The 22,333-nt window shown below is 70.0% G+C and carries 18 protein-coding genes and 1 pseudogene; 9 read left to right on the top strand and 10 right to left on the bottom strand.

All coding sequences use genetic code 11. The features are described 5' to 3' along the window. The first annotated feature begins 6 nt into the window (after positions 1–6). The 7 genes from A3862_RS14015 to A3862_RS14045 all read left to right on the top strand — a co-directional run bounded on the left by A3862_RS14015 (position 7) and on the right by A3862_RS14045 (position 11,211). The gene (locus A3862_RS14015; protein WP_111473662.1) at positions 7–1,470 is read left to right on the top strand and encodes a UdgX family uracil-DNA binding protein; all 1,464 of its coding nucleotides are present in this window, start codon (positions 7–9) and stop codon (positions 1,468–1,470) included. Positions 1,471–1,530: 60 nt separating this feature from the next. After that, positions 1,531–1,827 carry a nucleotidyltransferase family protein gene (locus tag A3862_RS14020; RefSeq protein WP_043356924.1) on the top strand — a complete coding sequence of 99 codons (297 nt, stop codon included), beginning with the start codon at positions 1,531–1,533 and terminating at the stop codon, positions 1,825–1,827. Next, complete coding sequence (locus A3862_RS14025; protein WP_043381062.1) at positions 1,808–2,167, top strand: HepT-like ribonuclease domain-containing protein; 360 nt, start codon at positions 1,808–1,810, stop codon at positions 2,165–2,167. The genes A3862_RS14020 and A3862_RS14025 overlap by 20 nt, the downstream gene beginning before the upstream one ends. Positions 2,168–2,189: 22 nt before the next feature. Next, on the top strand, positions 2,190–5,336 hold the full coding sequence (polA, locus tag A3862_RS14030; RefSeq protein WP_111473663.1) for a DNA polymerase I: 3,147 nt from the start codon (positions 2,190–2,192) through the stop codon (positions 5,334–5,336). Between the two features lie 890 nt (positions 5,337–6,226). Further along, positions 6,227–8,314 carry a hybrid sensor histidine kinase/response regulator gene (locus tag A3862_RS14035; RefSeq protein ID WP_111473664.1) on the top strand — a complete coding sequence of 696 codons (2,088 nt, stop codon included), beginning with the start codon at positions 6,227–6,229 and terminating at the stop codon, positions 8,312–8,314. A gap of 55 nt (positions 8,315–8,369) precedes the next feature. Continuing rightward, positions 8,370–9,341 carry an NADPH:quinone oxidoreductase family protein gene (locus tag A3862_RS14040; RefSeq protein WP_043381055.1) on the top strand — a complete coding sequence of 324 codons (972 nt, stop codon included), beginning with the start codon at positions 8,370–8,372 and terminating at the stop codon, positions 9,339–9,341. Positions 9,342–9,528: 187 nt separating this feature from the next. Beyond that, on the top strand, positions 9,529–11,211 hold the full coding sequence (locus tag A3862_RS14045; RefSeq protein WP_043761373.1) for a methyl-accepting chemotaxis protein: 1,683 nt from the start codon (positions 9,529–9,531) through the stop codon (positions 11,209–11,211). Positions 11,212–11,265: 54 nt separating this feature from the next. Here the strand turns inward: A3862_RS14045 and A3862_RS14050 are convergent, their stop codons facing one another. The 7 genes and pseudogenes from A3862_RS14050 to A3862_RS14080 all read right to left on the bottom strand — a co-directional run bounded on the left by A3862_RS14050 (position 11,266) and on the right by A3862_RS14080 (position 19,684). Continuing rightward, complete coding sequence (locus tag A3862_RS14050; protein ID WP_043758868.1) at positions 11,266–12,279, bottom strand: adenosine kinase; 1,014 nt, start codon at positions 12,277–12,279, stop codon at positions 11,266–11,268. A 52-nt stretch (positions 12,280–12,331) separates the two neighbouring features. Continuing rightward, positions 12,332–12,883 (bottom strand): annotated as a pseudogene (locus tag A3862_RS14055) (Uma2 family endonuclease). A gap of 76 nt (positions 12,884–12,959) precedes the next feature. After that, positions 12,960–14,369, bottom strand: coding sequence for an MFS transporter (locus A3862_RS14060; protein ID WP_043356936.1), 1,410 nt, complete (start codon positions 14,367–14,369; stop codon positions 12,960–12,962). Positions 14,370–14,481: 112 nt separating this feature from the next. Next, on the bottom strand, positions 14,482–15,411 hold the full coding sequence (locus tag A3862_RS14065) for a glutaminase (protein WP_043356938.1): 930 nt from the start codon (positions 15,409–15,411) through the stop codon (positions 14,482–14,484). A 179-nt stretch (positions 15,412–15,590) separates the two neighbouring features. Next, a complete protein-coding gene (locus tag A3862_RS14070; protein ID WP_043381239.1) occupies positions 15,591–17,360 on the bottom strand; it encodes an ABC transporter ATP-binding protein in 1,770 nt (589 codons plus the stop codon). A gap of 204 nt (positions 17,361–17,564) precedes the next feature. Continuing rightward, entirely contained in the window at positions 17,565–18,926 is a 1,362-nt protein-coding gene (locus tag A3862_RS14075; RefSeq protein WP_043381050.1) for an MFS transporter, read from the bottom strand. Then, positions 18,923–19,684, bottom strand: coding sequence for a PRC-barrel domain-containing protein (locus A3862_RS14080; RefSeq protein WP_043758866.1), 762 nt, complete (start codon positions 19,682–19,684; stop codon positions 18,923–18,925). Before A3862_RS14080 ends, A3862_RS14075 begins: the two co-directional genes overlap by 4 nt. 340 nt (positions 19,685–20,024) lie before the next feature. On the opposite strand from A3862_RS14080, the gene A3862_RS14085 reads away from it, so the two are divergent. Beyond that, complete coding sequence (locus A3862_RS14085; RefSeq protein WP_043356959.1) at positions 20,025–20,432, top strand: hypothetical protein; 408 nt, start codon at positions 20,025–20,027, stop codon at positions 20,430–20,432. 61 nt (positions 20,433–20,493) lie between these two features. Here the strand turns inward: A3862_RS14085 and A3862_RS14090 are convergent, their stop codons facing one another. The 3 genes from A3862_RS14090 to A3862_RS32365 all read right to left on the bottom strand — a co-directional run bounded on the left by A3862_RS14090 (position 20,494) and on the right by A3862_RS32365 (position 21,669). Next, complete coding sequence (locus tag A3862_RS14090) at positions 20,494–20,895, bottom strand: PRC-barrel domain-containing protein (protein WP_043356953.1); 402 nt, start codon at positions 20,893–20,895, stop codon at positions 20,494–20,496. Between the two features lie 116 nt (positions 20,896–21,011). Further along, a complete protein-coding gene (locus A3862_RS14095) occupies positions 21,012–21,497 on the bottom strand; it encodes a DUF2721 domain-containing protein (RefSeq protein WP_043356961.1) in 486 nt (161 codons plus the stop codon). A 49-nt stretch (positions 21,498–21,546) separates the two neighbouring features. Beyond that, positions 21,547–21,669: a hypothetical protein gene (locus A3862_RS32365; RefSeq protein ID WP_257787383.1), complete on the bottom strand. Its 123-nt coding sequence runs from the start codon at positions 21,667–21,669 to the stop codon at positions 21,547–21,549. 243 nt (positions 21,670–21,912) lie between these two features. Here A3862_RS32365 and A3862_RS14100 point away from each other — a divergent pair, with 243 nt between their 5' ends. Beyond that, the gene (locus tag A3862_RS14100; RefSeq protein ID WP_043356955.1) at positions 21,913–22,272 is read left to right on the top strand and encodes an SWIB/MDM2 domain-containing protein; all 360 of its coding nucleotides are present in this window, start codon (positions 21,913–21,915) and stop codon (positions 22,270–22,272) included. The last annotated feature ends 61 nt before the right edge of the window (positions 22,273–22,333 follow it).

Below are 22,333 nucleotides of genomic sequence, written 5' to 3' on the forward strand. Positions count from 1 at the left end.
GACGCGATGCTCCGTTCCCCTGCGAGCGGACACGGGAATGCCGGCGCGCCGCGCGCCATGCTCCTGCGCCCGGGCGCCGATCTCGACGGCTTCCGCACCGCCGTCCGGAGCCTCGTCGCGGAGGGTGTCCCACCCGAGGGGGTGACATGGTCGGAGGCGGCCTCCCCCGGCCTGTTCGGCACCGGCGCGGCGCATGCCCTCAGCCCGCCGCTAGCCCTGCCGAAGCCCGTCGCCGCTCTGATCCCGCAGGTGATCCCGCACCGCGATCCGGAACGCTATGGGCTGCTCTACGCGCTGATCTGGCGCGTCTGCCACGGCGAGCGGCATTTGATGGATGTCGGCAGCGATCCGCTGGTCCACCGCCTGCACCGTCTGGCCAAGGCGATCGGGCGCGACCTCCACAAGATGCACGCCTTCCTGCGCTTCCGCCGGGCTGAGGGGCCGGATGGGGAGCGCTACATCGCGTGGTTCGAGCCGGATCACCACATTCTCGAGGCTGCGGCGCCGTTCTTCGTCAATCGCTTCCGCGGGATGCGCTGGTCGATCCTCACGCCGGACGGATCGGCGCATTGGGATACGGAGGCCTTGACCTTCGGACCGCCGGGCGACCGCGCGCAGCTGCCGGAGGGCGATGGGTTCGAGGCCGGCTGGCAGACCTACTACGAGAGCACGTTCAACCCGGCCCGCACCAACCTGAAGGCCATGCGGGCCGAGATGCCGAAGAAGTACTGGCACAACATGCCCGAGACGGCCGCCATCCCCGCCCTCGTCCGCGCGGCGGCCGGGCGCACCGAAGCGATGATCGAGAGGGAGCCGACCATGCCCACACGCCGCGACCCGGCCCGCGCCGTCGCCGCCATGGCCGACCAGGACCCGAAGACCCTGGAGGAGCTGAACGCGATCATCCGACGGACCGAGCCGCTGGTCGCGGGCGCCACCCAGGCCGTGCTCGGCGAGGGGCCGGTGGGCGCCACGATCGCCTTCGTGGGCGAGCAGCCCGGCGATCAGGAGGATCGGCAGGGCCGACCCTTCGTCGGACCGGCGGGGCAACTGCTCTCCCGCGCCATGGCGGAGGCCGGGATCGACCGTGGGGCGAGCTATCTCACGAATGCGGTCAAGCACTTCAAGTTCGAGGAACGCGGCAAGCGCCGCATCCACCAGAAGCCGACGGCGGGCGAGGTCAGCCATTACCGCTGGTGGCTGGACCGGGAATTGGACTTCGTGGCTCCGAAGCTCGTGGTCGCCCTCGGCGCGACCGCGGTGCTGGCGCTGACCGGCAAGGCCGTCCCGATCACCCGGGCGCGGGGCCCGTTCCGGTTCGACCGGTTCGACAACCGCTTCCAGGGCTTCATCACGGTCCACCCCTCCTACCTGCTGCGCCTACCCGACGAGGCGAAGGAAGAGGCCTACGCGGCGTTCGTGGACGACCTGCGCCGGGTGGAGGCCCTGGGGCAAGAGCTCGCGGCCTGATCCTCCAACCCCGCGGTTCTGCTATGCTGATGGCCGCCGATTCCCTCCGGTCCCGCCGCCATGGACAAGCAGCTCGCCCTCGACATCCTCCGCACGAACGAAGCGGAACTGCGCCGCCGCGGGGTGCTGCATGCGGCGCTATTCGGTTCGGTCGCCCGTGGGGACGCCGGGGACGATAGCGACCTCGACGTGCTGATCGACATCGATGCGCCCGTCGTCGGCGGTCTCTTCGGCTATGTCGGGTTGTGCCATTTCATCGATGATCTGTTTCCGATCCGGGTCGACGTGGCGGACCGGGCGGCCCTCAAGGATCGGGTCCGAAAGCACGCAGAGCGCGATGCCGTTTTCGCTTTCTGAGCGCGAGCGGACCGCCTGCGCCGACATCATCGCCAACGCCGAGCGTGCCGCTCGCTTTGTGGCGGGGTTCACGCTCGAGACTTTCGGGGCGGACGAGCGCACGCACTTCGCAGTCATGCGTTGCCTGGAGATCGTCTCGGAGGCGAGCCGCCGATTGAGCGCCGAGACGAAGGACCGGTATGCGGACGTGCCGTGGCGACAGATCGCGGATGCGGGCAACGTCTATCGCCACAGCTATCACCGGGTGACGCTGGACATCGTCTGGCTCACCGTCCACCACGAGTTGCCCGTTCTCGTCGCGGCCTGCCGCGCCGAACTCGCCCGCGCGCCCGATTCCTGATCGCCCCGAGCCGCCTGAGCCCATGACCGACGCGAAGCCCGAAATTAAGTCCGTGGGCCCCGGCGATCAGGTGATCCTGGTCGACGGCTCGTCGTTCATCTTCCGGGCCTATTTCCAGTCGATCAATCAGGACCAGAAGTACAATTCGCGCCCCTCCGACGGGCTGCCCACCGGCGCCGTGCGGCTGTTCTGCACGAAGATCGCGCAGTTCCTGCAGGACGGCGCCGCCGGCACGATGCCGACGCATCTCGGCATCGTCTTCGACAAGTCGGAAGGGTCGTTCCGCAAGGAGATGTTCCCAGACTACAAGGGCCACCGCCCGGACGCGCCCGACGACCTCAAGCGGCAGATGCCCCTGATGCGCGACGCGGTGCGGGCCTTCGGCCTGCATGCGGTGGAGCTGGAACGCTACGAGGCCGACGACCTCATCGCGACCTATACCCGCCAGGCCGAGGCACGGGGCGCGGGCGTCATCATCGTCTCCTCCGACAAGGATCTGATGCAGCTCGTGGGACCGCAGGTGCGGTTCTACGATTTCGAATCCGGTGCAAAGGGCAAGCCGGGCTACCGGCCCGAGCGCAACCTCGATGTCGAGGCGATCATCGCCAAGTGGGAGGGGCTTCAACCCAACCAGATCGGCGACGCGCTGGCGCTGATCGGCGACACCTCCGACAACGTACCGGGCGTCCCCGGCATCGGCTTGAAGACCGCCGCGGCGCTGATCAAGGAGTTCGGCAGCCTCGAGGCGCTGCTGGAGCGGGCGGGCGAGATCAAGCAACCCAAGCGCCGGGAAACCCTGCTCGCCAACGTCGATCAGGCTAAGCTGTCTCGAAAACTCGTGGCGCTGATGGAGGATGTGCCGGTCCCGGTGCCGCTCGACGAACTCGGCGTGCCGAAGCCCGACCCGGAGAAGCTCGTCGGCTTCCTGAAGGCGATGGAGTTCAACACCCTGACGCGCCGCATCGCCCAGATGCTGCACGTCGACCCCGAGGCGGTGAAGCCCGATCCGCGGCTCCTGCCCGGCGCCCGGCCGCACGGCTACGGCAACGGGGCCGGCGGCAGCGACGCGGTGCCATTCTTCGGCGATTCCGTGCCGCCGGATCCCGAGACCGCGGCGGCCGGGGCCGAGCGCCCGCCGGGCGCCGCACCGCCCGAGGGCGGCGCGGTGGACCCCTTCGCGGATCTCGACCTGCCGGACGCGCCCGCCAAGCCCCGGGCCCCCGTCGAGGCGACGCCCGGCAACGTCGTGGCGGCCCGGGCCGCGGAGGCCGTGGCCCCCTTCGACACCGCCGCCTACGAGACCGTCACGTCTCTGGAGCAGCTCGACGCCTGGATCGCCGAGGCCGAGGAAGCCGGTGTGATCGCGGTCGACACCGAGACGGACGCGCTCGACGCCCACAAGGCCGGCCTGGTCGGCGTATCGCTGGCGGTGTCCACGGGACGGGCCTGCTACATCCCGCTGGCGCACGTGCAGGCCGCCAAGGTGCAGGCCGACGCCACCGACCTGTTCGGCGAAGGGGCCGCGCCCTCCGACGTGGTCGAGCCGGTCCCGGGCCAGATCCCCCTGAAGGATGCCGTCGCCCGACTGAAGCCGCTTCTGGAGAATCCCGGCGTCCTGAAGGTCGGCCAGAACCTCAAATACGATTGGGTCGTGCTCGCCCGCTACGGCGTCGAGGTGGCGCCCTTCGACGACACGATGCTAATCTCCTACGTCCTCGATGCCGGGAAGGGCGGGCACGGCATGGACGAGCTGGCCCGGCGCCATCTCGGCCACCAGCCGATCACCTTCTCGGACGTGGCCGGCACCGGCCGCAACAAGGTGAGCTTCGACCGGGTCGCGATCGACAAGGCCACCGCCTACGCGGCCGAGGATGCGGACGTGACGCTCCGCCTGTGGCGGATGATGAAGCCGCGCCTCGTCGCCGAGCACCGGGTCGCGGTCTACGAGACCCTGGAGCGCCCGCTCCTGCCGGTCATCGCCCGGATGGAGCAGCGCGGCATCCGGGTCGACCGGGACATGCTGAGCCGCCTCTCGGGGGATTTCTCGCAGATCCTCGTGCGCCTGGAGGAGGAAATCCAGGAGGATGCCGGCGAGAAATTCTCGGTGGGCTCGCCGAAGCAGATCGGCGACATCCTGTTCGGGAAGATGGGCCTGCCGGGCGCCAAGAAGACGCCCTCCGGCCAATGGGCCACACCGGCCACGCTCCTCGAAGAACTGGCCCAGGCCGGGCACGAACTGCCCAAAAAGATCCTGGAGTGGCGCCAGCTCTCGAAGCTGAAATCCACCTATACTGACTCGCTCCAGACCCATGCGGATCGCGAGACCGCGCGGGTCCACACCTCGTTCTCGCTGGCGGCGACCACTACGGGTCGGCTGTCCTCCTCCGAGCCGAACCTGCAGAACATCCCGATCCGCACCGAGGAGGGCCGGCGCATCCGCCGCGCCTTCGTGGCTGCGCCCGGCAACCGGCTGATCTCGGCGGATTATTCTCAGATCGAGCTGCGTCTCCTGGCCCACATGGCCGATATCCCGGAACTCCGGAAGGCGTTCGCGGACGGGATCGACATCCACGCGGCCACCGCCTCGGCGATGTTCGGCGTGCCGCTCAAGGACATGACGCCCGACCTGCGGCGCCGGGCGAAGACCATCAATTTCGGCATCATCTACGGCATCTCGGCCTTCGGGCTCGCCGACCGGCTCGGCATCGGCCGCGAGGAGGCTTCCGCGTTCATCAAGCAGTATTTCGAGCAGTTCCCCGGGATCCGCGACTACATCGATGCGACCAAGAAGAGCTGCCGGGACAAGGGCTACGTCACCACCCTGTTCGGCCGGGTGTGCCACTATCCGCAGATCCGCTCCAACAACCCGTCCGAGCGCGCCAGCGTCGAGCGGCAGGCGATCAACGCGCCGATCCAGGGCTCGGCCGCCGACATCATCCGCCGGGCCATGACCCGGATGGAAGGGGCTTTGGCCGACGAGAAGCTCGGGGTGCGCATGCTCCTGCAGGTCCACGACGAGCTGGTCTTCGAGGCTGCCGAGGACGAGGTGGAGCGGGCGATCCCGATCATCCGCGGCGTGATGGAGGAAGCGCCGGCGCCGGCCCTGACGCTGCGGGTGCCGCTGGTGGTGGAGGCCAACGCGGCGGGGAACTGGCAGGAGGCGCATTAGCGCGGATGGCGGCTGAACCTGGCCGTCCTCGCGACCGGAGCGGAGCGGGCCGGCACGACGCTCATCGATCCGGTGGGCGCGGGTTCAGGACAGGGGCGATGGCGTCGTCCTCGCGCGTCCGGTAGAGCGCCATCGGCTTGGTCGCGTGCGCCCGCTTGAGGGCGTCGTCGCGCCGTTCAGCACCGGGTTGGCCCGCAGGGTTTCGACGAAAGGGTGAAACCGGTCGCGGGAGCCGCCTCCGGCGGTCCATTGGACACCGAGATGCGCTGTTCGGTGCGCCTCCGTGGAGGACGAGAATTCGTCAGTTCAGCTCGATCCCGCGTTCCGGGCACGGCGAGATCGCCCTCGGTCAGGCACCCGGGTATCGCTGTCGCTCCAACATGCAGGATGCCCGCCGGGACGGGCAGGCTCGTCTGCAGAAGGTCGCTGACGAACGCGAACAGCCGTTCGGCTTCGGCGTGGGCTGCGTCGCTGTCGACTGAAATGCCGGCCGCCGGTTGTGCCGTCTGCCCTGGCCCACGCTCTTGCCCGTGCCCGGGTCAACGTATTTCGGCCGCACGGACTGTCGCCGGTCCAGAGGGCTGTGTTGGAGGCCTGCGCGGAGAGATCAGGTCAACGGATCGCCGCGATCCAGGCCCTGCCGTCCGGCAATCCCAGTCATTCCCGGGCACCCCCGGGCGAGCCCGGAACCCAGAGCCGCCGCCAGCCATGCCGGCACGCGGTCGAGGTCTGGATCCTGCTTCGCAGTCCCGGAATGACGGGGCTGTGACGTCGGGCTGTGACCTCGGGCTGGTCTCCGACTACAGGCATCCACAGGGCCCCCCTGGCTTGGAGATGGCGTCGAAGACGGTCATACGCGGTAAGTCCATGACCTGTATCGCTCAGAACTTGTGATCGATCCCCTCTCCTTCCTATCCGGCGGCGGCGAGGCCGCGCGGATGATCCGCGCACGCGACTGGACCGGCCATCCCCTCGGCCCCCCGGGGACCTGGCCGGCGGAATTCCGCGCGGCCCTTTCGCTCGTTCTCAACTCGCCGGAATCGATGATCCTGGCCTGGGGGCCCGATCTCCACTTCTTCTTCAACGACACCTACTTCCCGCTGCTCGGGCCCCGTCTGGCCTGGGCCATGGGCGAGCGGTTCGACGTGGTCTGGGCCGATGCCTGGGATCAGGCCAAGCCGATCATCGACGCGGCCATGGCAGGCAGCCCGGAGCGCTTCATCGATCTGCCCTGGCAGCTCGACACCGACCGGGGCTCCCGGGAGACGTGGTGGACCTTCTCGTACTCGCGGGTCCTCGACGCCGCGGGGCGGGTCACGGGGTTGTTCATCCTCACCAACGAGACCACGGCCCGCGTGCGTGCCGACGCCGCCCTCAAGGAGAGCCAGGGCCGCCTGGAATCCGCCCTCGCGGAGCTGCGCGACCTCAACGCCACCCTGGCCCAGCAGGTCGAGGAACGCACCGCCGATCGCAACGCCCTGTGGACGCTCTCGTCCGACATGATGCTGCGCTGCCTGTTCGACGGCACGATCACCGCGGTGAACCCGGCCTGGACCGAGGTGCTGGGCTGGCGGCCGGACGAGCTGATCGGAGCCAAGCTCATCGCCTTCGTCCATCCGGACGATTTCGACCGCACCGTCGAGGGCGCGCAGCAGCTCGCCACGGGATCGAGCCTCGCGCGCTTCGACAACCGCTACCGCCACCGGGACGGCGGATACCGCTGGATCAGCTGGGCGGCCCGGCCGGGGGAGGGGGTGATCAACGCCGTCGGCCGCGATTTCACCGCGGAGCGCGAGCGCGCCGACGCCCTGGCCGCCACCGAGGAGGCCCTGCGGCAATCGCAGAAGATGGAGGCCGTCGGCCAGCTCACCGGCGGGATCGCCCACGACTTCAACAACCTGCTCGCCGGCATCTCCGGATCCCTGGAGCTGATCCAGACCCGCCTCGGCCAGGGCCGCGTCATGGATGTGGACCGCTACATCAACGCGGCGCAGGGGGCCTCGAAACGGGCCGCGGCCCTGACCCATCGCCTGCTCGCCTTCTCGCGGCGGCAGACCCTCGATCCGAAGCCCACCGACGTGAACCGGCTCGTGGCCGGCATGGAAGAGTTGATCCGGCGGACGGTCGGCCCCGCCGTGATCGTCGAGGTGATGGGTGCGCCCGGTCTCTGGCCGGCCCTGGTCGACCCGCCGCAGCTCGAGAACGCCCTGCTCAACCTGTGCATCAACGCCCGTGACGCCATGCCGGAGGGCGGCCGGATCACGATCGAGACCGCCAATGCCTGGCTCGACGAGCGCGCCGCCCGGCGTCACGACATGCCGCCGGGCCAGTACCTCTCGCTCTGCGTCACCGATACCGGCATCGGCATGCCGCCCGAGATCGTCGGCAAGGTGTTCGAGCCTTTCTTCACCACCAAACCGCTGGGGCAGGGCACCGGCCTCGGCCTGTCGATGATCTACGGCTTCGCCCAGCAATCGGGCGGCCAGGTGCGGATCCATTCCGAGGTCGGCAAGGGCACCACGGTCTGCCTCTACCTGCCCCGCCATCGCGGCGCGGTCGCGGAGGAGGATGCGCATACCGCCGTCGGCGCGCCGCCGCGGGCCGCGCCGGGCGAGACCGTGCTGGTGGTCTACGACGAGCCGACCGTGCGCATGCTGGTCACCGAGGTGCTGGAGGATCTCGGCTACACGGCGATCGAGGCCGCCGACAGCGCGGCCGGCCTCAGGGTGCTGCAATCCGACGTGCGCATCGACCTGCTCGTGTCCGATATCGGTCTGCCGGGCGGCATGAACGGGCGCCAGATGGCCGAGGCCGGCCGGGTGACGCGACCGGGGCTCAAGGTCCTGTTCGTCACCGGCTACGCGGAGAATGCCGTCTTGGGCAACGGCCAGCTCGATGCCGGGATGCAGGTCATCACCAAGCCGTTCGTGGTGGAGGTGCTGGGCGCCCGCATCCGCGAGATGATCGGGACGGCTTGACCGCACGGCCGGTTCGGGCCTCATCGGCGGAGAAACGCCGGGGAGGAGACACGGAATGCGGGCGCTGCTGTGCACGAGGCTCGACGGGCCGGAGCATCTGGAGATCGTGGAGCGCCCCGATCCGGTTCCGGGTCCTGGGCAGGCCCTGGTGCGGATGCGGCTCGCGGCGCTCAACTTCTTCGACACGCTGATCGTGGCTGGGCGCTACCAAGTGAAGCCGGCCCTGCCGTTCTCGCCGGGCGGCGAGGGGGTCGGCGTGGTCGAGGCGCTCGGGCCAGGGGCCTCGGGCGTGGCCGTGGGCGACCGGGTGATCGTCCATGCCGGGCACGGTTGCTGCGCCGAACTCATCGCCCTCGACGCCGCCCGGCTCACGCCGGTGCCGGACGCGGTGCCGGACGAGCAGGCGGCCGGGCTCACCATCACCTACGGCACCTCGCTCCATGCCCTGGCGAACCGTGCCCGCCTGCAGCCCGGCGAATGGCTGGCGGTCCTCGGGGCCTCCGGGGGCGTCGGTCTCGCCGCCGTGGAACTGGGGCGGCTGATGGGCGCCCGGGTGATCGCCTGCGCCTCCTCGGAGGAAAAGCTCGCCGTCGCCCGCGCCCACGGCGCCGAGGCCGGCCTCGTCTACGATCCCGCGACGCTCAAGGACGAGTTGCGCCGGATCTCCGGGGGCGGGATCGACGTGGTCTACGATGCGGTCGGCGATGCCTACGCGGAGCCGGCCCTGCGGGCGCTCGGCTGGCGCGGCCGGTTCCTCGTCATCGGCTTCGCCGCCGGGGAGATCCCGCGGCTACCGTTGAACCTGATGCTCCTGAAGGAACTCGACGTGCAGGGCGTCCACTGGGGCGCCTTCCTCGAACGCGAGCCGGAGGCGCATCGGGCCGACCAGCGTCGGCTCCTCGACTGGGTGGCCGAGGGCAAGCTCACCGCGCAGGTCCACGGCGTCTACCCGCTGGCGGACTTCCCGGAGGCCTTCGGCCTGCTGACCCGGCGGGCGGCCGTAGGCAAGGTTCTCCTGCGGCCCTGATCGGGCCGCGGCCGCCCGCCTTCGACTGGATCGGCGCTCGACCCGCGGCACGGCCTTGGCGGGCGACGCGTCATGCGTTCCGCGCTGATCTGCGGCGCAAATCACTTCCGAAGTAGAGGTTGCGGAAAATCTGTCCTTCATCTTCGTGTGCCATGATGCGCCGGTGTAGTCCTCTGTGGTGCCCGAGATGAGCTTTCGCAGAAGTATCGTTTCTAAGCTGATGCTGCCCTCGATAATCGGCTTTTTGCTGTTTATCGCAAGCTCGACCATCGGCTTGATTCAGGTACAGGCCATCAATGCCGCCGCCGTGGAGACCCGCGACGTCTGGGTGCGCAAGGACAACACGCTCCACGCGATTCAATTCCTGATGCTGCGGTACCACACGACGACGATCCGCAAGGTGGTCGCCACCGACGACGGCGAGAACCGGGACCTCGATGCCGAGTTCGTCGAGATGGATCGGACCATCCCGGAGGCCTTCCAGAGCTATCGCGTGCGCGCGATGACGCCCCGAGAGCGCGCGCTCTGGGACGCGTTCGAGGGGCGGTGGAAGGTCTACCGCGTCGCGCAGGAGGCGATCCTCGCGCCGCTCAGGCGCGGCGACCGGAACGCGGCCCGCGACGCCATCGCGCCGGCCCGCCCGCCTCTGGTGGCCGCCTTCGATGCCCTGGCGGATCTGGCCCAGGTCACTGCCGAGGGCACGAACGTCTCGGTCCAGCGCTCCGAGGATGCGTTCCGGACGGCGTGGTCCGTCACCATCACGCTCTCGGTGATTGGAGCGATCATGACCGGCGCGGCGGTCTGGTGGGTCTGGCAGCGGGTCGCCCGCCCGATCCGGTCCCTGGCCGAGATCATGGGTCGGCTCGCGGCCAACAACCTCGACGTGGCCGTCGGCGGCTCCGAGCGAGAGGACGAGGTCGGGGTCATGGCGGCCTCCGTCCAGGTCTTCAAGGACGGCCTGATCCGCGCGCGCACGCTCGAGCACGAGGCGGCACAGGCCCGCGCCGCGGCCGAGGCGCGGCGGCGGAGCGGCATGCAGCAGATCGCCGACGCCTTCGAGGGCACGGTCGGCGGCATCATCGGTACGGTCTCGGCCGCCGTCGCCGCGCTGCAGGACACGGCCTCGGCCATGAATGAGGCGGCCGCCGACACCGCCGATCGCTCCGGCCGGGTGGCGAGCGCGGCCGAACTCGCGGCCAGCACCGTCAACGTCGCGGCGGCGGCGGCGGAGGAACTCGGCGTCTCCGTCCAGGAGATCAGCCGCCAGGTCGCGGGTTCGACGGCGCTGACCCAGTCGGCGGTCGCGGACGCGGAGGCGACCGCGCACTTGGTTCGGGATCTGAACGGGGCGGCGGTCCAGATCGGTCATGTCGTGACCCTGATCTCGACCATCGCCGAACAGACGAATCTCCTGGCGCTGAACGCCACGATCGAGGCGGCGCGGGCCGGCGCGGCGGGCCGCGGCTTCGCCGTCGTGGCCGCAGAGGTGAAGGCGCTGGCCGGTCAGACCGCGCGGGCGACCGACGAGATCGGCGGCCACGTCGCCCGGATCCAGTCCTCCACCGGCGACGCCGTCTCGGCGATCGGGCGCATCGGCGGCCGAGTCCAGGAACTCAGCGCCGTGGCGACGCGGATCGCCAGCGCCGTGGAGCAGCAGGGCGCCGCGACGCAGGAGATCGTCCGCAACGTCTCCCAGGCCGCCCAGGGGGCGGCTGACGTCACCAGCACCATCACGGGCGTCGCCGACGCGGCGAAGGGAACCGGAGCGGCGGCCGATCAGGTTCTCACGGCAGCCTCGGAGCTGTCACTCCGGTCCGGGCATCTCAGGGACGAGGTGACGCGCTTCCTCGCGACCGTCCGCGCGGCCTGAGCGGGCGGAATCGGAGCGGACGCAACCCTCCGACCGCGCGCCCGGCGCGCCGGCTCAGAGGAGCCCGCGTGCCTTGGCCAAGCCGACGAGATCCGCCTGCGGACGGGCGCCGATGTGCTGGATGACCTCGGCCGCCGCGAGCGTGCCGAGGCGGGCGCTCGTGACGTGGTCGAGGCCGCGGGCGTGGCCGGCCAGGAAGCCGGCCGCAAAGAGATCCCCCGCCCCCGTCGTGTCGACCACCTCGTGGACCGGGCTCGCCTCGACGGCGCGGACCTCGCCACCCTGCACCACCAGGGCACCGTCGGCCGAGCGCGTCACGAGGCCGAGCAGGTGACGGCCGCGGGCGTTGCGCTCGTCCCGCAGGGCCGCCACCGCGGCCTCGGCATCGTCGGTCTGGAAGAGGCTCTGCAACTCGCCGATGTTGGCGAAGAGGATGTCGATGGTGCCGTCGCGGATCAGACCGAGGAATTCATCGCGGTAGCGACCGACGCAGAACGCATCCGAGAGGGTCAGCGCAACGGCGTTGCCAGCCTGGTGAGCGATGTCGGACGCCTTGCGGAACGCCTCCTTGGCGGCCGGCGGATCCCAGAGGTAGCCCTCGAGATAGACGACCCGGGCGGAACGCACGAGAGCCTTGTCGACATCGTCGGGCGAGAGTCCCTGGCAGGCGCCCAGATAGGTGTTCATCGTGCGCTCGCCATCCGGCGTCACCAGCACGAAGCATCGGGCGGTGGCCGGTCCCTCGGCCGCCGCAGGGACGCTGAAGTCGACGCCGGTCGCCTTGAGATCGTGGCTGAACAGGCCGCCGAGCTCGTCGTTCCGGACCTTGCCGACGAAGCCGGTCTTGGCTCCGAGCAGGGCCGCGCCGACCGCGGTGTTGGCGCCGGAGCCGCCCGACACGATCGTGGCCGGGCCCATGGCCTCGAACAGCGCCTCGGCCCGCGGCTCGTCGATGAGCTGCATCGCACCCTTGGTGACGCCCTGCGCCGCCAGGAAGGCATCGTCCGTCCGTGCGATCACGTCGACGATCGCGTTGCCGAGCACGAGGAGATCGAGAGGTTCAGTCATCCGGGCGTCCTGATTCGCGTTCGCGCCGCTGTGGCATCCACCTCGGATCGGATCAAGCTCCGTCGTCGTCGGACGCGCGGTCGGCGAACAGCTCCGGGACGGGCAGGCGCAGGCCGGGCGGCGTCAGGTCCAGCGTCTCGTGGGTCGCCATGCGGGTCTCGATCAGGCCGCCCTGCGCGCGGCGGTGATGGATGACGAGGCGCTTGACCGGATCCACGATCAGATAGTGGATCACGCTCTCGAGACTGAAGTAGCGGGTCAATCTCAAACCCGAATCGACGGAACGTGTGCTCGGCGACTACACCTCGACGACGATGACGGGATCGGTGATCTCCGTCGCATCGGGGTCAGCGCGCATTCCGCAGTAAACGAGGGCGTCGGGCTCGAAGACCGTATCCTGATCGACGCGAACGCTGATGCCATCCGGCAGCGCGTAGCAGGCGCTCTTCGCTTGCTTCAGTGCGGACCGGAGCGCCAGATAGGTGGCAGCCTTGACCTCGGCATGCCGAACGCGCTCCGGCGACATCGCGAACACCTCGCCATCGACCAGCTCGAAGCGCCCCGGCTGCCCATCGGCCCAGGTGAGAAACTCGTCGACCGTCATCCGGGGTTTCGGCTGAGCGACCATGCCCGAGGCTACCACGGAGTCGGCCTCCTGGGAGCCGAGCCCGTGACGGGCCTCACCCCGCGATCTTCTCCAGCGCGACGTCCCGTGTCCGCGGACCCAGGAGCCCGACGAGCAGGCCCGCGGCCAGCATCGCGGCCGAGATGAACAGGAACACGCCCGGCGTGCCGGCCTCCCGCAGGACGAACGCGATGACGAAGCCCGTGAAGATCGCCGAGAAGCGGCTCCAGGAATAGACAAAGCCCACCGCCCTGGCGCGGATGCCCGTGGGGAACAGCTCGGCCTGATAGGCGTGGAAGCTGTACGACATCACGTTCGAGGCGAGCGTCAGGCCGATGCCGAGCGCCACGATGATCGGGACGTCCCGCGTCTGCGCGAAGGCGAGGCCGCAGCCGATATAGACGAGGGCGGCGGCCACGATGACGTGCTTGCGCTCGAACCGGTCGGCGATGGCGAGGCCGATCAGCGGGCCGACGGGGGCGGCCAGCGCGATCAGGGCCGTGTAGGCGAGGCTCGACGTCACCGTGATGCCCTGGGCCACCAGCAGGGTCGGCACCCAGTTGGCGAAGCCGTAGAAGCCCACCGTCTGGAAGACGTTGAATCCGGCCATCATCAGCGCCCGGCGCCGATAGGGCCGGACCCACAGGTCGCGGAAGGCGCCGCGCGGCTGCACCGGCTCCGCCGCGGCCGGCGCGGGCAGCGCGCCGCCATGCTCGGCCGCGATCCGCGCCTCCAGCTGCCGCAGAATCGCGTCGGCTTCCGCCAGACGCCCGTGCTCGACGAGCCAGCGCGGGCTTTCCGGAAGGCCCGCCCGCATCCACCAGACCACGATCGCCGCCGAGGCGCCGATCAGCACCACCCAGCGCCAGCCGTCGATGCCGAGGGGGGCGATCGGGATCAGCAGGTAGGAGAGGAACGCCACCACCGGCACGGCCGTGAAGCCGATGCCCTGGCACAGGGCGAAAGCCCGGCCGCGGATCGCCTTCGGGACGAGTTCGGAGAGGTAGCTGCCGATCGTCACCATCTCCAGGCCGAGGCCGATCCCTGCGACGAGCCGCCAGAGGTTGAGGCCGAAGGCGTCGCTCTGGCAGGCCATCACGACGTTCGCCGCGGTGTAGGCGAGGAGCGACCACGTGAAGATCGCCCGGCGCCCGAACCGGTCGGCGAGCCAGCCGCAGACGAGGGTGCCGATGAACAGGCCCGTGAAGAGGGCGGCCACGAAGCTCGCCACACCACTGGCGCCGAACAGGCCGGGGGTCGTCGGCGTCAGGATCCCGGCCTTGACGAGGCCGGGCGCCACGTAACCGGTGAAGAGCAGGTCGTAGAGTTCGAAGAAGAAGCCGAGGCCGAGCAGCGCCACGAGGCGCCAGACCGTCGGCGTGGCCGGAAGCCGGTCGAGACGGGCCAGGATGGCACCGGGATCCAGACCGTCGTCGGCAGCCCGGACCGCCACACTCGTCGCCATGCCGCTGAGTCTCGCTTCGGCGCCGCAACGCCCCGGCGGCGCAGTGCCGCGGAAGTGGGCGCCGCGCAAGGGGGCAGGGGAAGGGGGGCAGGGAAGGGGGGCAGGGACCCGCTCAGGATCCGAAGACGGACCAGCCCATGCGCTGCGTCAGCCGCTCCAGGGCGATGCGGCCGAGATGGGAATTGCCCGCCGCGTCGAGACCGGGCGACCAGACGGCGATGGAGGCCTTGCCGGGTGCGATCGCCAGGATGCTGCCGCCGACTCCGCTCTTGCCCGGCAGGCCCACGCGATAGGCGAACTCGCCCGACCCGTCGTAGTGGCCGCAGGTCAGCATGATCGCGTTGATGCGGCGCGCGCGCTCCGCCGAGACCACCGAATGGCCGGTCGACGGGTTGATGCCGTTATGTGCCAGGAACCGGCCGGCGCGTGCGAGCTGGCGGCAGTTCATCGCGATGGCGCAGTGGTGGAAGTAGACGCCGAGCGTGTAGTCGACCGGATTGTCGATGACGCCGAAGGACTTCATGTAGTTGGCGAGCGCGGTGTTGCGGAAACCCGTGCGCTTCTCCGAGGCCGCCACGGTCTCGTCGATCGCGATGCTCGAATCCTGGGCCAGGAACTGCATGAAGCGCAGGATCTCGCCCAGCGCCTCGCGGGGCTCGTGGCCCGAGAGGATCACGTCGGTGACCGCGATGGCGCCCGCATTGATGAACGGATTGCGCGGCACGCCGCGCTCCCGCTCCAGCTGGACGATGGAGTTGAACGGGTTGCCCGAAGGCTCGCGGCCGACCCGTTTCCACAGCCGGTCGCCGACCATGCCGAGGGCGAGGGTGAGGGTGAAGACCTTCGACACGCTCTGGATCGAGAAGGGCGTCTCGCTGTCGCCCCCGGCGAAGACGCGTCCCGCAGCATCGATCACCGCCATGCCGAACTGACCGGGATCCACCCGCGCGAGTTCGGGAATGTAATCCGCGACCGCCCCCCGATCGGAGCGCTGGGCCATCTCCTCGGAGATTTCCCGGATGACGAGGGCAAGGTCAGGCACAGTGGGGCTCGGGCATCGAGACGCGTCGGAACCGGGCCGGTTCGCGACGTCCAGGCGATGCAAGGTCCGGTCCGGCGGGCCGATGATCTACCAGTGCCGATCGGGCGTGAAAACCGGAGCGGCGGAACTGCGCCGCCGTCCCGGCGCGGCGATGCCGGGACGGGTCCACGGGGGCGAAGTCAGGCGGCGGCGAGGGCCATCGCCATGGATTCCTTCTTCATCAGCTCCCGGAAGAAGCCGTCGAGATGGGTCAGCTTGTCGGGCGAGCCGTCCTGCGCGATGCGGCCGCCGTCGAGCACGACGATCCGGTCGAAATCCTGCAGCGTCGAGAGGCGGTGCGCGATCGCGATGACGGTCCGGCCCTTCATCAGGTTGGCGAGGGCCTGACGGATCGCCTGCTCGGATTCCGCGTCCAGCGCCGAGGTGGCCTCGTCGAGCAGCAGGATCGGCGAGTTCTTCAGGATCGCCCGGGCGATGGCGATCCGCTGACGCTGGCCGCCCGAGAGCTTCACGCCGCGGTCGCCGACGATCGTGTCGAAGCCTTCGGGAAGGGCCTTGATGAAGTCGGTGCAATGCGCGGCCTCGGCGGCCTGCCAGACCTCCTCGTCCGTCGCCTCGGGCCGGCCGTAGCGGATGTTCTCCCGCAAGCTGCGGTGGAACATCGAGACGTCCTGCGGCACCACGGTGATCGCCTCGCGCAGGGATTCCTGGGTGACCCGCTCGACGTTCTGGCCGTTGATGCGGATGGCGCCACTCTGCACGTCGTAGAAGCGCTGAATCAGCGAGAACAGGGTCGACTTGCCGCCGCCGGACCGGCCCACCAGACCGACGCGCTGGCCCGGCTCGATGACGAGGTCGAAATCCGTGAAGACGGGGCGCCCGTCCGGATAGCTGAAGGCGACGTGCTCGAACTCGATCTTGGCGCCTTGGCCGGTGAGCGGCTGCGCTTCCGGATGATCCACGAGATCGTGGGGCTGAAGCAGGGTGTGCAGGGCCTCGGCCAGCCGGGCGGTGTGCTGGGTCGCATCGACCAGCGCGACCGCGAGGTCGCGGGTGGCCGCCAGGATGCGGATGCCGAGCGTGCAGACCAGCACGACCTGACCGTTCGTTGCCTGTCCGGCCTCCCACATCTGGATCGCCCAATAGAGCAGGCCGAACACGGCAAGCACGGTCAGCACCGCGTGCACGATGCGCAGCTTCTCGAGGTAGAGGAGCGACGAGCGCCGCGCCCGCATCTCGGTCGCGATGGTGCCCTCGAAGCGCTGCCCCTCGCGCTTGAAGGCCGAGAAGGCGCGCACGAGCGACATGTTGCCGACGAGATCGACCATCTCGCCGTCGACGCTGGCGGCCTTGGCGGCGAAGTCGTGGTGCAGCGGCTTGCCGGCCGAGGCCATCTTGAACATCAGCACGACGACGGCCGCGAACACGCCCGCCAGGATGCCCGCCATGGTGAGGTTGACGGTGGCGATGTAGGCGATCGACCCGAAGGCCGCGACCGTCGGCGGCATCACGTTGAACACGAACATGTTCTCGACCGTGAAGATCGCGTTCGAGGTCGCCGTGATGCGCGACGCCAGGGTGCCCGGCTGGCGGTCGGAGAAGAAGGTCGGGGAATGGCCGGTCATGTGCCGGAACAGGTCGCGCCGGATGTCGCCGGTGATCCCCACGAAGGTGAAGGCGCCGGTCAGCGCCGCCACGCGCCAGAGCATGTTGTCGGCGGCGATGAAGGCGACCAGGACCGCGAGCGCGCTCCAGACGACCGTGTTGCCCGGGCCGGGCCCCTTCGTCAGCGCGTCGACCACGCCCTTGAGGGCGTAATCGGTGGAGACCGAGAAGCCGACGGCGCCGAGCACGGAGATCAGGATGACCAAGTGCGGCAGCCAGCGGCGGCGGAGATACCGCGCGACGAAGGCGAAGGGCCTGTCGGCGTATCGGTGCAGCTCTTCCATCGCGGTGACCATTCCGTATTCGCGCGGCTTTGGCTTACGGGCTGAGGCGGCGTGCAGAGCGGGCGCAGTCTGACCCGCAGCGGCAACGCGAGAGCGTTGCCATATGTTTCACCGGCCCGCACCTTCCGTGCGCTTTTATCCGCAGAACCTGAACGTCGCTTGAGCGGCGCGGAACCACCCTTGCGAATCCGATGCCGCGGCCGGTCAGGCCGTGTGCTCCGTCGGACGCGTCTCCGGCATGATCAGCGCCACCAGCATGAAAGCCGCGAACCCCACGATCGCGAGCCCCAGGAAGGCGCTGTGGCTGCCGAGATGGTCGGCCATGATGCCGGCAAGCGAGGTCGAGAGGGCGGCGCCGATGCCCATGGCCGTGCCGACCGCGCCGAGGGCGAGGTTGAAGCGGCCGGTGCCACGGGTGAGATCCGACACGATCAGCGGCACCATCACGCCCAGCACCGACGCCGAGATGCCGTCCAGCACCTGGATGGCGACGAGACCGTAGGGGTTGGTCGTGTAGGCGAGCAGCAGGCCCCGGACCGGCAGGGCGCCGAATCCGAACAGCAGCACCGGGTAGCGGCCGAAGCGCTCGGCGGCCCGGCCGACCGCAGGGGCGCTGACCGCCAGCACCGCCTGCGGGACCATGATGCAGGCGGCGACCAGCGCGGTGGCGGTCTCGCTCGCCCGCAGGGTCAGGACGCTGCCGACCAGGGGCAGCATCGCGGCGTTGGCGAGGAAGAACAGCACCATGCAGGCCGCGAAGCACAGGAGGCTCCGATTGGTCAGCAGGGCGCGGATGCTGTCCTTGCCGGTCGACGGCGCCGCCTGCGCCGTGGCCGGCTCCTTGAACACGTTGGAATCGATGTCTTGGGCGCGGATGCGCGCCAGCGCGATCACCGTCGGGATGCCGAGGGCGGCGGTGAGGTAGAAGACGGCGCCGTTCGACAGGTAATATCCGATGGCGCCCATCCCGGCCGCGCCGAGGGCGTTGCCGAGGGCCGCGAAGCTGGCATTGCGGCCGAGACGCTCGCCAGCGTGGGCACGCCCGACGAGTCCGATGCTGATCGCCGCGATGGCCGGTGTGAGCACGCAGCTCGCGGCCGAGTGCAGTGCCATTGCCAGGAGTACGATCAGGAAGCTCGGCCAGACCGCCAGCGCGAAGGCGCTGCCGGCGATCCCGATCACCGCCACGGCAGCGGCGAAGCGCTTCGAGCGCACGACGTCGACGAAGGCGCCGCCCGGGACCTGGCCCAGCAGCGCCACGAGGCTCCCCACTGTCAGGGCGAACCCGATGTCGGATTGGGTCCATTTCGCCTGGGAGAAGTAGACGGCCAGGAAAGGGCCGAACCCGGTCTGCAGGTTGGCCACGAAGAACGCGAAGGCATCTAGGCCGTAGCGGCTCGTTGCCGAGATCACGCGTCCCCCCTGTGCGGCAGGAACCGCCGACGCGCGCGCGGCTTCGCCCGCCGGATCCTTCAGGCGGCCCGGACGGGAGCGGATGTCCTGACGGGACAGCTCACGTTCGCGCGGAGTGGCGGCGGTTCGGGCCTTCGACCGGGCCACCGTCACTTATCCGGTGCCTTCTCCGGAGGGCGGGCGGGCGCGGTCGCGGCCGGCGCCGCCGCGCCCGAGGCCGCACTGCCCGGAGCGGGCGAGGTCGGAGCCGCCGCGGCGGGGGCCGGTTGCGACGGTGCCGCCGAGCCCGGCGCCGGATTGGCCGGCGGCGTGGTCGCCTGCTCGCCCTCCGCCGCCGGCGCGGCGGGGCTGGCGGGCCCGAGAACCACGATCGGCTCCCCGGCCTTGTATTCCGGTGACACGCGGACTTGGTTTCGGGTCAGCGCGACCGAGAGCTTGCGCTCCTTGCCGCCGTCCGGCGTGAAGCGCAGGGCGCGCCAATCCACTGCGATCTTGCGGGTTCCGACCCCGAGAAAGCCGCCGAAATCGATGATGGCGGCCCTGGGATGGCCTTCCTTGTCGATGATGATGTCGATGACGCGCCCCAGTTCGTCGCCGCCGGCGCTGCGCACGCTGCGACCGAGCAGGCTCTCGTAATCCTGCGTGTCGAGGACCGTGGCCGGTGTTCCCTGCTGCTGCGCCTGGGTCGTGGAAGGCGGCGAAGTCCCGGCGGCCGGCGGTGCGGCCGGCGCCGCCGCGGGCGGAGAAGTCGGCGGTGTCGGAGTTGGCGCCGGAGCCGGCGCGGGAGCCGGAGTCGCGGACGGAGGCGTGGCCGGTGCGTGCGGCGCTGCCTGCCCGGCCGCACCCTCGCTGCCGCTCACCTGCGCCGCAGCCCCCGACGCCCAGAGGGCGAGCGTCACGGCCGCGATCATCCGGTTGGTTCTGAACACGCTTCGTCCTCTGAGGAAGGGCCGGGCTGCACCGGCGCGCCGGCGCGTCCACGACCGTATCGGCCGGTTCCGGGTCCGCCGCCGGCTGGACCCCGCCTGCGGATGGCGTCATGCCGCAGGACCTGGGCGAAGTTATGGACCGCAGCGGCCAGACAGCAAGACGCGAACCGCGCGCTTCGGCGGTCTGCCACAAAGGATACAGCGATGATGACCGGGGGCGCGACGGCACTGTCTGGTTTTCGCCGCATCCCCGGCGTAGACAACCGCTTATAAGCCCATGCGAGCCGCGGACGGCACCGCGGCCACTGTCGAGGACCACACGATGTCGACCCTCCCCACGTCGAGATGCGCCGCAGCGCGCGGCCTTGCGCTCGGCGCTGCCCTGGCCGGCCTCGTGGCCGGCTGCCAGGCGCTCGGTGGCGGCGGCGGCGTGATGCCCGCGACAGAGGTCGGCCTGCCGCCCTCGCTGCGCGGATCTCTGCCGAACCGCGAGCCGCGCAATGCTGCGGTCGATGCCGATGGTCAGCCGCTCCAGACCGCTCCGACGAAGCAGCTGGCGATCCCGAAGACCGCCGGCGGGGCGACCCGCACCGCCGATAGCGGGGAGCGCCGGATCCGGCGCGAGGATCTCGACGGCGGCAATGCGGCGGTCGGTGGCAGTGGCAGCAGCGGCGCAATGGGTCCGATGCTGTCGCCCGGCGGCAGCGTCGGCCTCGGCGGGAAATTCTGAGCCGTCAGGCCGAGACCGCCGCGCCCGCTCAGGAGGGGCGCGCGTAAGGGCCGTCGAAGGTCTAGATCCGGGCGCGATAGCTCGGATCGGCGACTTCGTCTTCGCCGGCGCCGGGGCTCGATGCGCCTGCGAGGACCGCCGGATCGATGTCGATCACGTAGCCGCCGAATTCGGTGCTGTAGGTCAGAGCCTTCCAGGGAAGCGGGTGGTGGGTCTCACCCAATCCGAGGAATCCCCCGAAGGCCAGCACCACGTAGGCGACCTGTCCGGAAACCTTGTCCACCATGAAATTGTGGACGGCGCCCAGGTGGCGGCCGCTGCTGTCGTACACGGCGGTGCCTTCGACCTTGTTCGACGCGATCAGCCGGGGGCTCTCGTCGATGGCGATGCCCTCGCCGGCGGGATCGAGCTCCAGGGTGCCGGGCTTTCTCAAGGCGCGTTCGTTGGGCAGGTCCGTCGGCATGATGTCTCCCGATCCATGAGCGGGATCGTGCCCGCGTGGCGGTCCCTGGCTCACTAAGCGCCTGGGCCGGGACGGGTTCCGCCTCCTGAGCCGGTGGCCGGGCGAGCGCCGGCCTCTCAGAGGTCGGGTGGTATCCCGGCGCTCCTCCGCCGCTGATTGATCCGGTCGCGGACCGATCGGCTGGCCAGCAGCATCTCGAACCCGAAGGCCACGAGGGCGCACAGGGTGCAGAGGATCGCCGCGCCGAACAGACCGAACAGCAATGTCGTGACCGTGCTGTCGCGCATGGCTCCGACGAACAGGGTCAGCACCGATCCGCAGGTCGCCACGCCGCCCAGCGCGGCCAGGAACACGGCGGCATCCAGGGCCAGCGAGCGCCGGTGCAGCCGATCCAGGCGCCGTCCGAGGAGGATGCGCTCCGCATCGCCGGCGCCCGCGAGGAGCCCGGAGACGTGGTCGGCCTGATCGGCCACGCGCGCGAGCCGCGCGCCGAAGACGTTGAGCAGCGTCGCGATGCCCGACAGCAGGAACACGGGGCTCAGCGCCACCTGGACGACGTGGGCGGTGCTTTCCGGGCTGGCGAGGGTGATCGGATCGGTCATGCGGGCGGGCTGATGCACCCGGTGGACGGGCGCTGCAATTCCGGCGCGTTCAGACCAAGCCGCGGCCCGGCGCGATGCCGGGCGCGGAAGGCTCGGCCCGCACCAGGAGACCGAGACTCGTGACCAGTCCGGTGGCGAGCAGGAGCGCGAGCGTGAGGGTCGGGGCAAACATGCCTGTACTTCACGTGCAGGATTGTTAAAGGCAGGTTTCACGCCCGGCGGTCGGCCGAATAATCTTGGCGGCGGCGTCCTTCCGGCGATCCCGCAGGGGATTTCTGCGTCTGCCTTGTGGATGAGGCGTTTCCAAAGGCAATTTCCCCTTGGAACGGCGGCGGCACCGCTTAGTTGCTGCTATGCTGGCTCGGCCGTGGGGCGATCATGCCCCGGCCTGCGGCCCGAGAACCGGAGGATGTTGATGGCCACAAAGACCGAGAAGGCTGCGCCCAAGGCGGCCAAGACCACCAAGACTGCGGAGAAGGCCGCCCCGGCCAAGGCTGCGAAGCCCGCCGCCGAGAAGTCGGCCGGCGCCAAGCCGAACGCTCTGCAGCAGCCGCTGAAGCCGTCGGCCGAGCTCGGCGCCATCGTCGGGACCAGCCCGCTGCCGCGCGGCGAGGTGGTCAGCAAGGTTTGGGACTACATCAAGAAGAACAACCTTCAGAACCCGCAGAACAAGCGTGAGATCCTCGCCGACGACAAGCTCAAGAAGGTCTTCGGTAAGGACAAGTGCACGATGTTCGAGATGAACAAGCATCTCGCTGCGCACCTGAAGGCCTGATCGCGCCCTAGAGCCAAGTCCGGCATTCTCTCCGGGCCGACGGCTCTAGGAGCCCTGCGGC

This window comes from Methylobacterium sp. XJLW, assembly GCF_003254375.1.
Classification (GTDB): domain Bacteria; phylum Pseudomonadota; class Alphaproteobacteria; order Rhizobiales; family Beijerinckiaceae; genus Methylobacterium; species Methylobacterium fujisawaense.

Excerpts from the sequence above, each read along its gene's own strand:
- A3862_RS14015 (WP_111473662.1), top strand. The coding sequence starts at position 7 with ATGCTCCGTTCCCCTGCGAGCGGACACGGGAATGCCGGCGCGCCGCGC.
- A3862_RS14020 (WP_043356924.1), top strand. The coding sequence starts at position 1,531 with ATGGACAAGCAGCTCGCCCTCGACATCCTCCGCACGAACGAAGCGGAA.
- A3862_RS14025 (WP_043381062.1), top strand. The coding sequence starts at position 1,808 with ATGCCGTTTTCGCTTTCTGAGCGCGAGCGGACCGCCTGCGCCGACATC.
- polA (WP_111473663.1), top strand. The coding sequence starts at position 2,190 with ATGACCGACGCGAAGCCCGAAATTAAGTCCGTGGGCCCCGGCGATCAG.
- A3862_RS14040 (WP_043381055.1), top strand. The coding sequence starts at position 8,370 with ATGCGGGCGCTGCTGTGCACGAGGCTCGACGGGCCGGAGCATCTGGAG.
- A3862_RS14045 (WP_043761373.1), top strand. The coding sequence starts at position 9,529 with ATGAGCTTTCGCAGAAGTATCGTTTCTAAGCTGATGCTGCCCTCGATA.
- A3862_RS14050 (WP_043758868.1), bottom strand. The coding sequence starts at position 12,279 with ATGACTGAACCTCTCGATCTCCTCGTGCTCGGCAACGCGATCGTCGAC.
- A3862_RS14060 (WP_043356936.1), bottom strand. The coding sequence starts at position 14,369 with ATGGCGACGAGTGTGGCGGTCCGGGCTGCCGACGACGGTCTGGATCCC.
- A3862_RS14070 (WP_043381239.1), bottom strand. The coding sequence starts at position 17,360 with ATGGAAGAGCTGCACCGATACGCCGACAGGCCCTTCGCCTTCGTCGCG.
- A3862_RS14080 (WP_043758866.1), bottom strand. The coding sequence starts at position 19,684 with ATGATCGCGGCCGTGACGCTCGCCCTCTGGGCGTCGGGGGCTGCGGCG.
- A3862_RS14085 (WP_043356959.1), top strand. The coding sequence starts at position 20,025 with ATGTCGACCCTCCCCACGTCGAGATGCGCCGCAGCGCGCGGCCTTGCG.
- A3862_RS14090 (WP_043356953.1), bottom strand. The coding sequence starts at position 20,895 with ATGCCGACGGACCTGCCCAACGAACGCGCCTTGAGAAAGCCCGGCACC.
- A3862_RS14095 (WP_043356961.1), bottom strand. The coding sequence starts at position 21,497 with ATGACCGATCCGATCACCCTCGCCAGCCCGGAAAGCACCGCCCACGTC.
- A3862_RS32365 (WP_257787383.1), bottom strand. The coding sequence starts at position 21,669 with ATGTTTGCCCCGACCCTCACGCTCGCGCTCCTGCTCGCCACCGGACTG.
- A3862_RS14100 (WP_043356955.1), top strand. The coding sequence starts at position 21,913 with ATGGCCACAAAGACCGAGAAGGCTGCGCCCAAGGCGGCCAAGACCACC.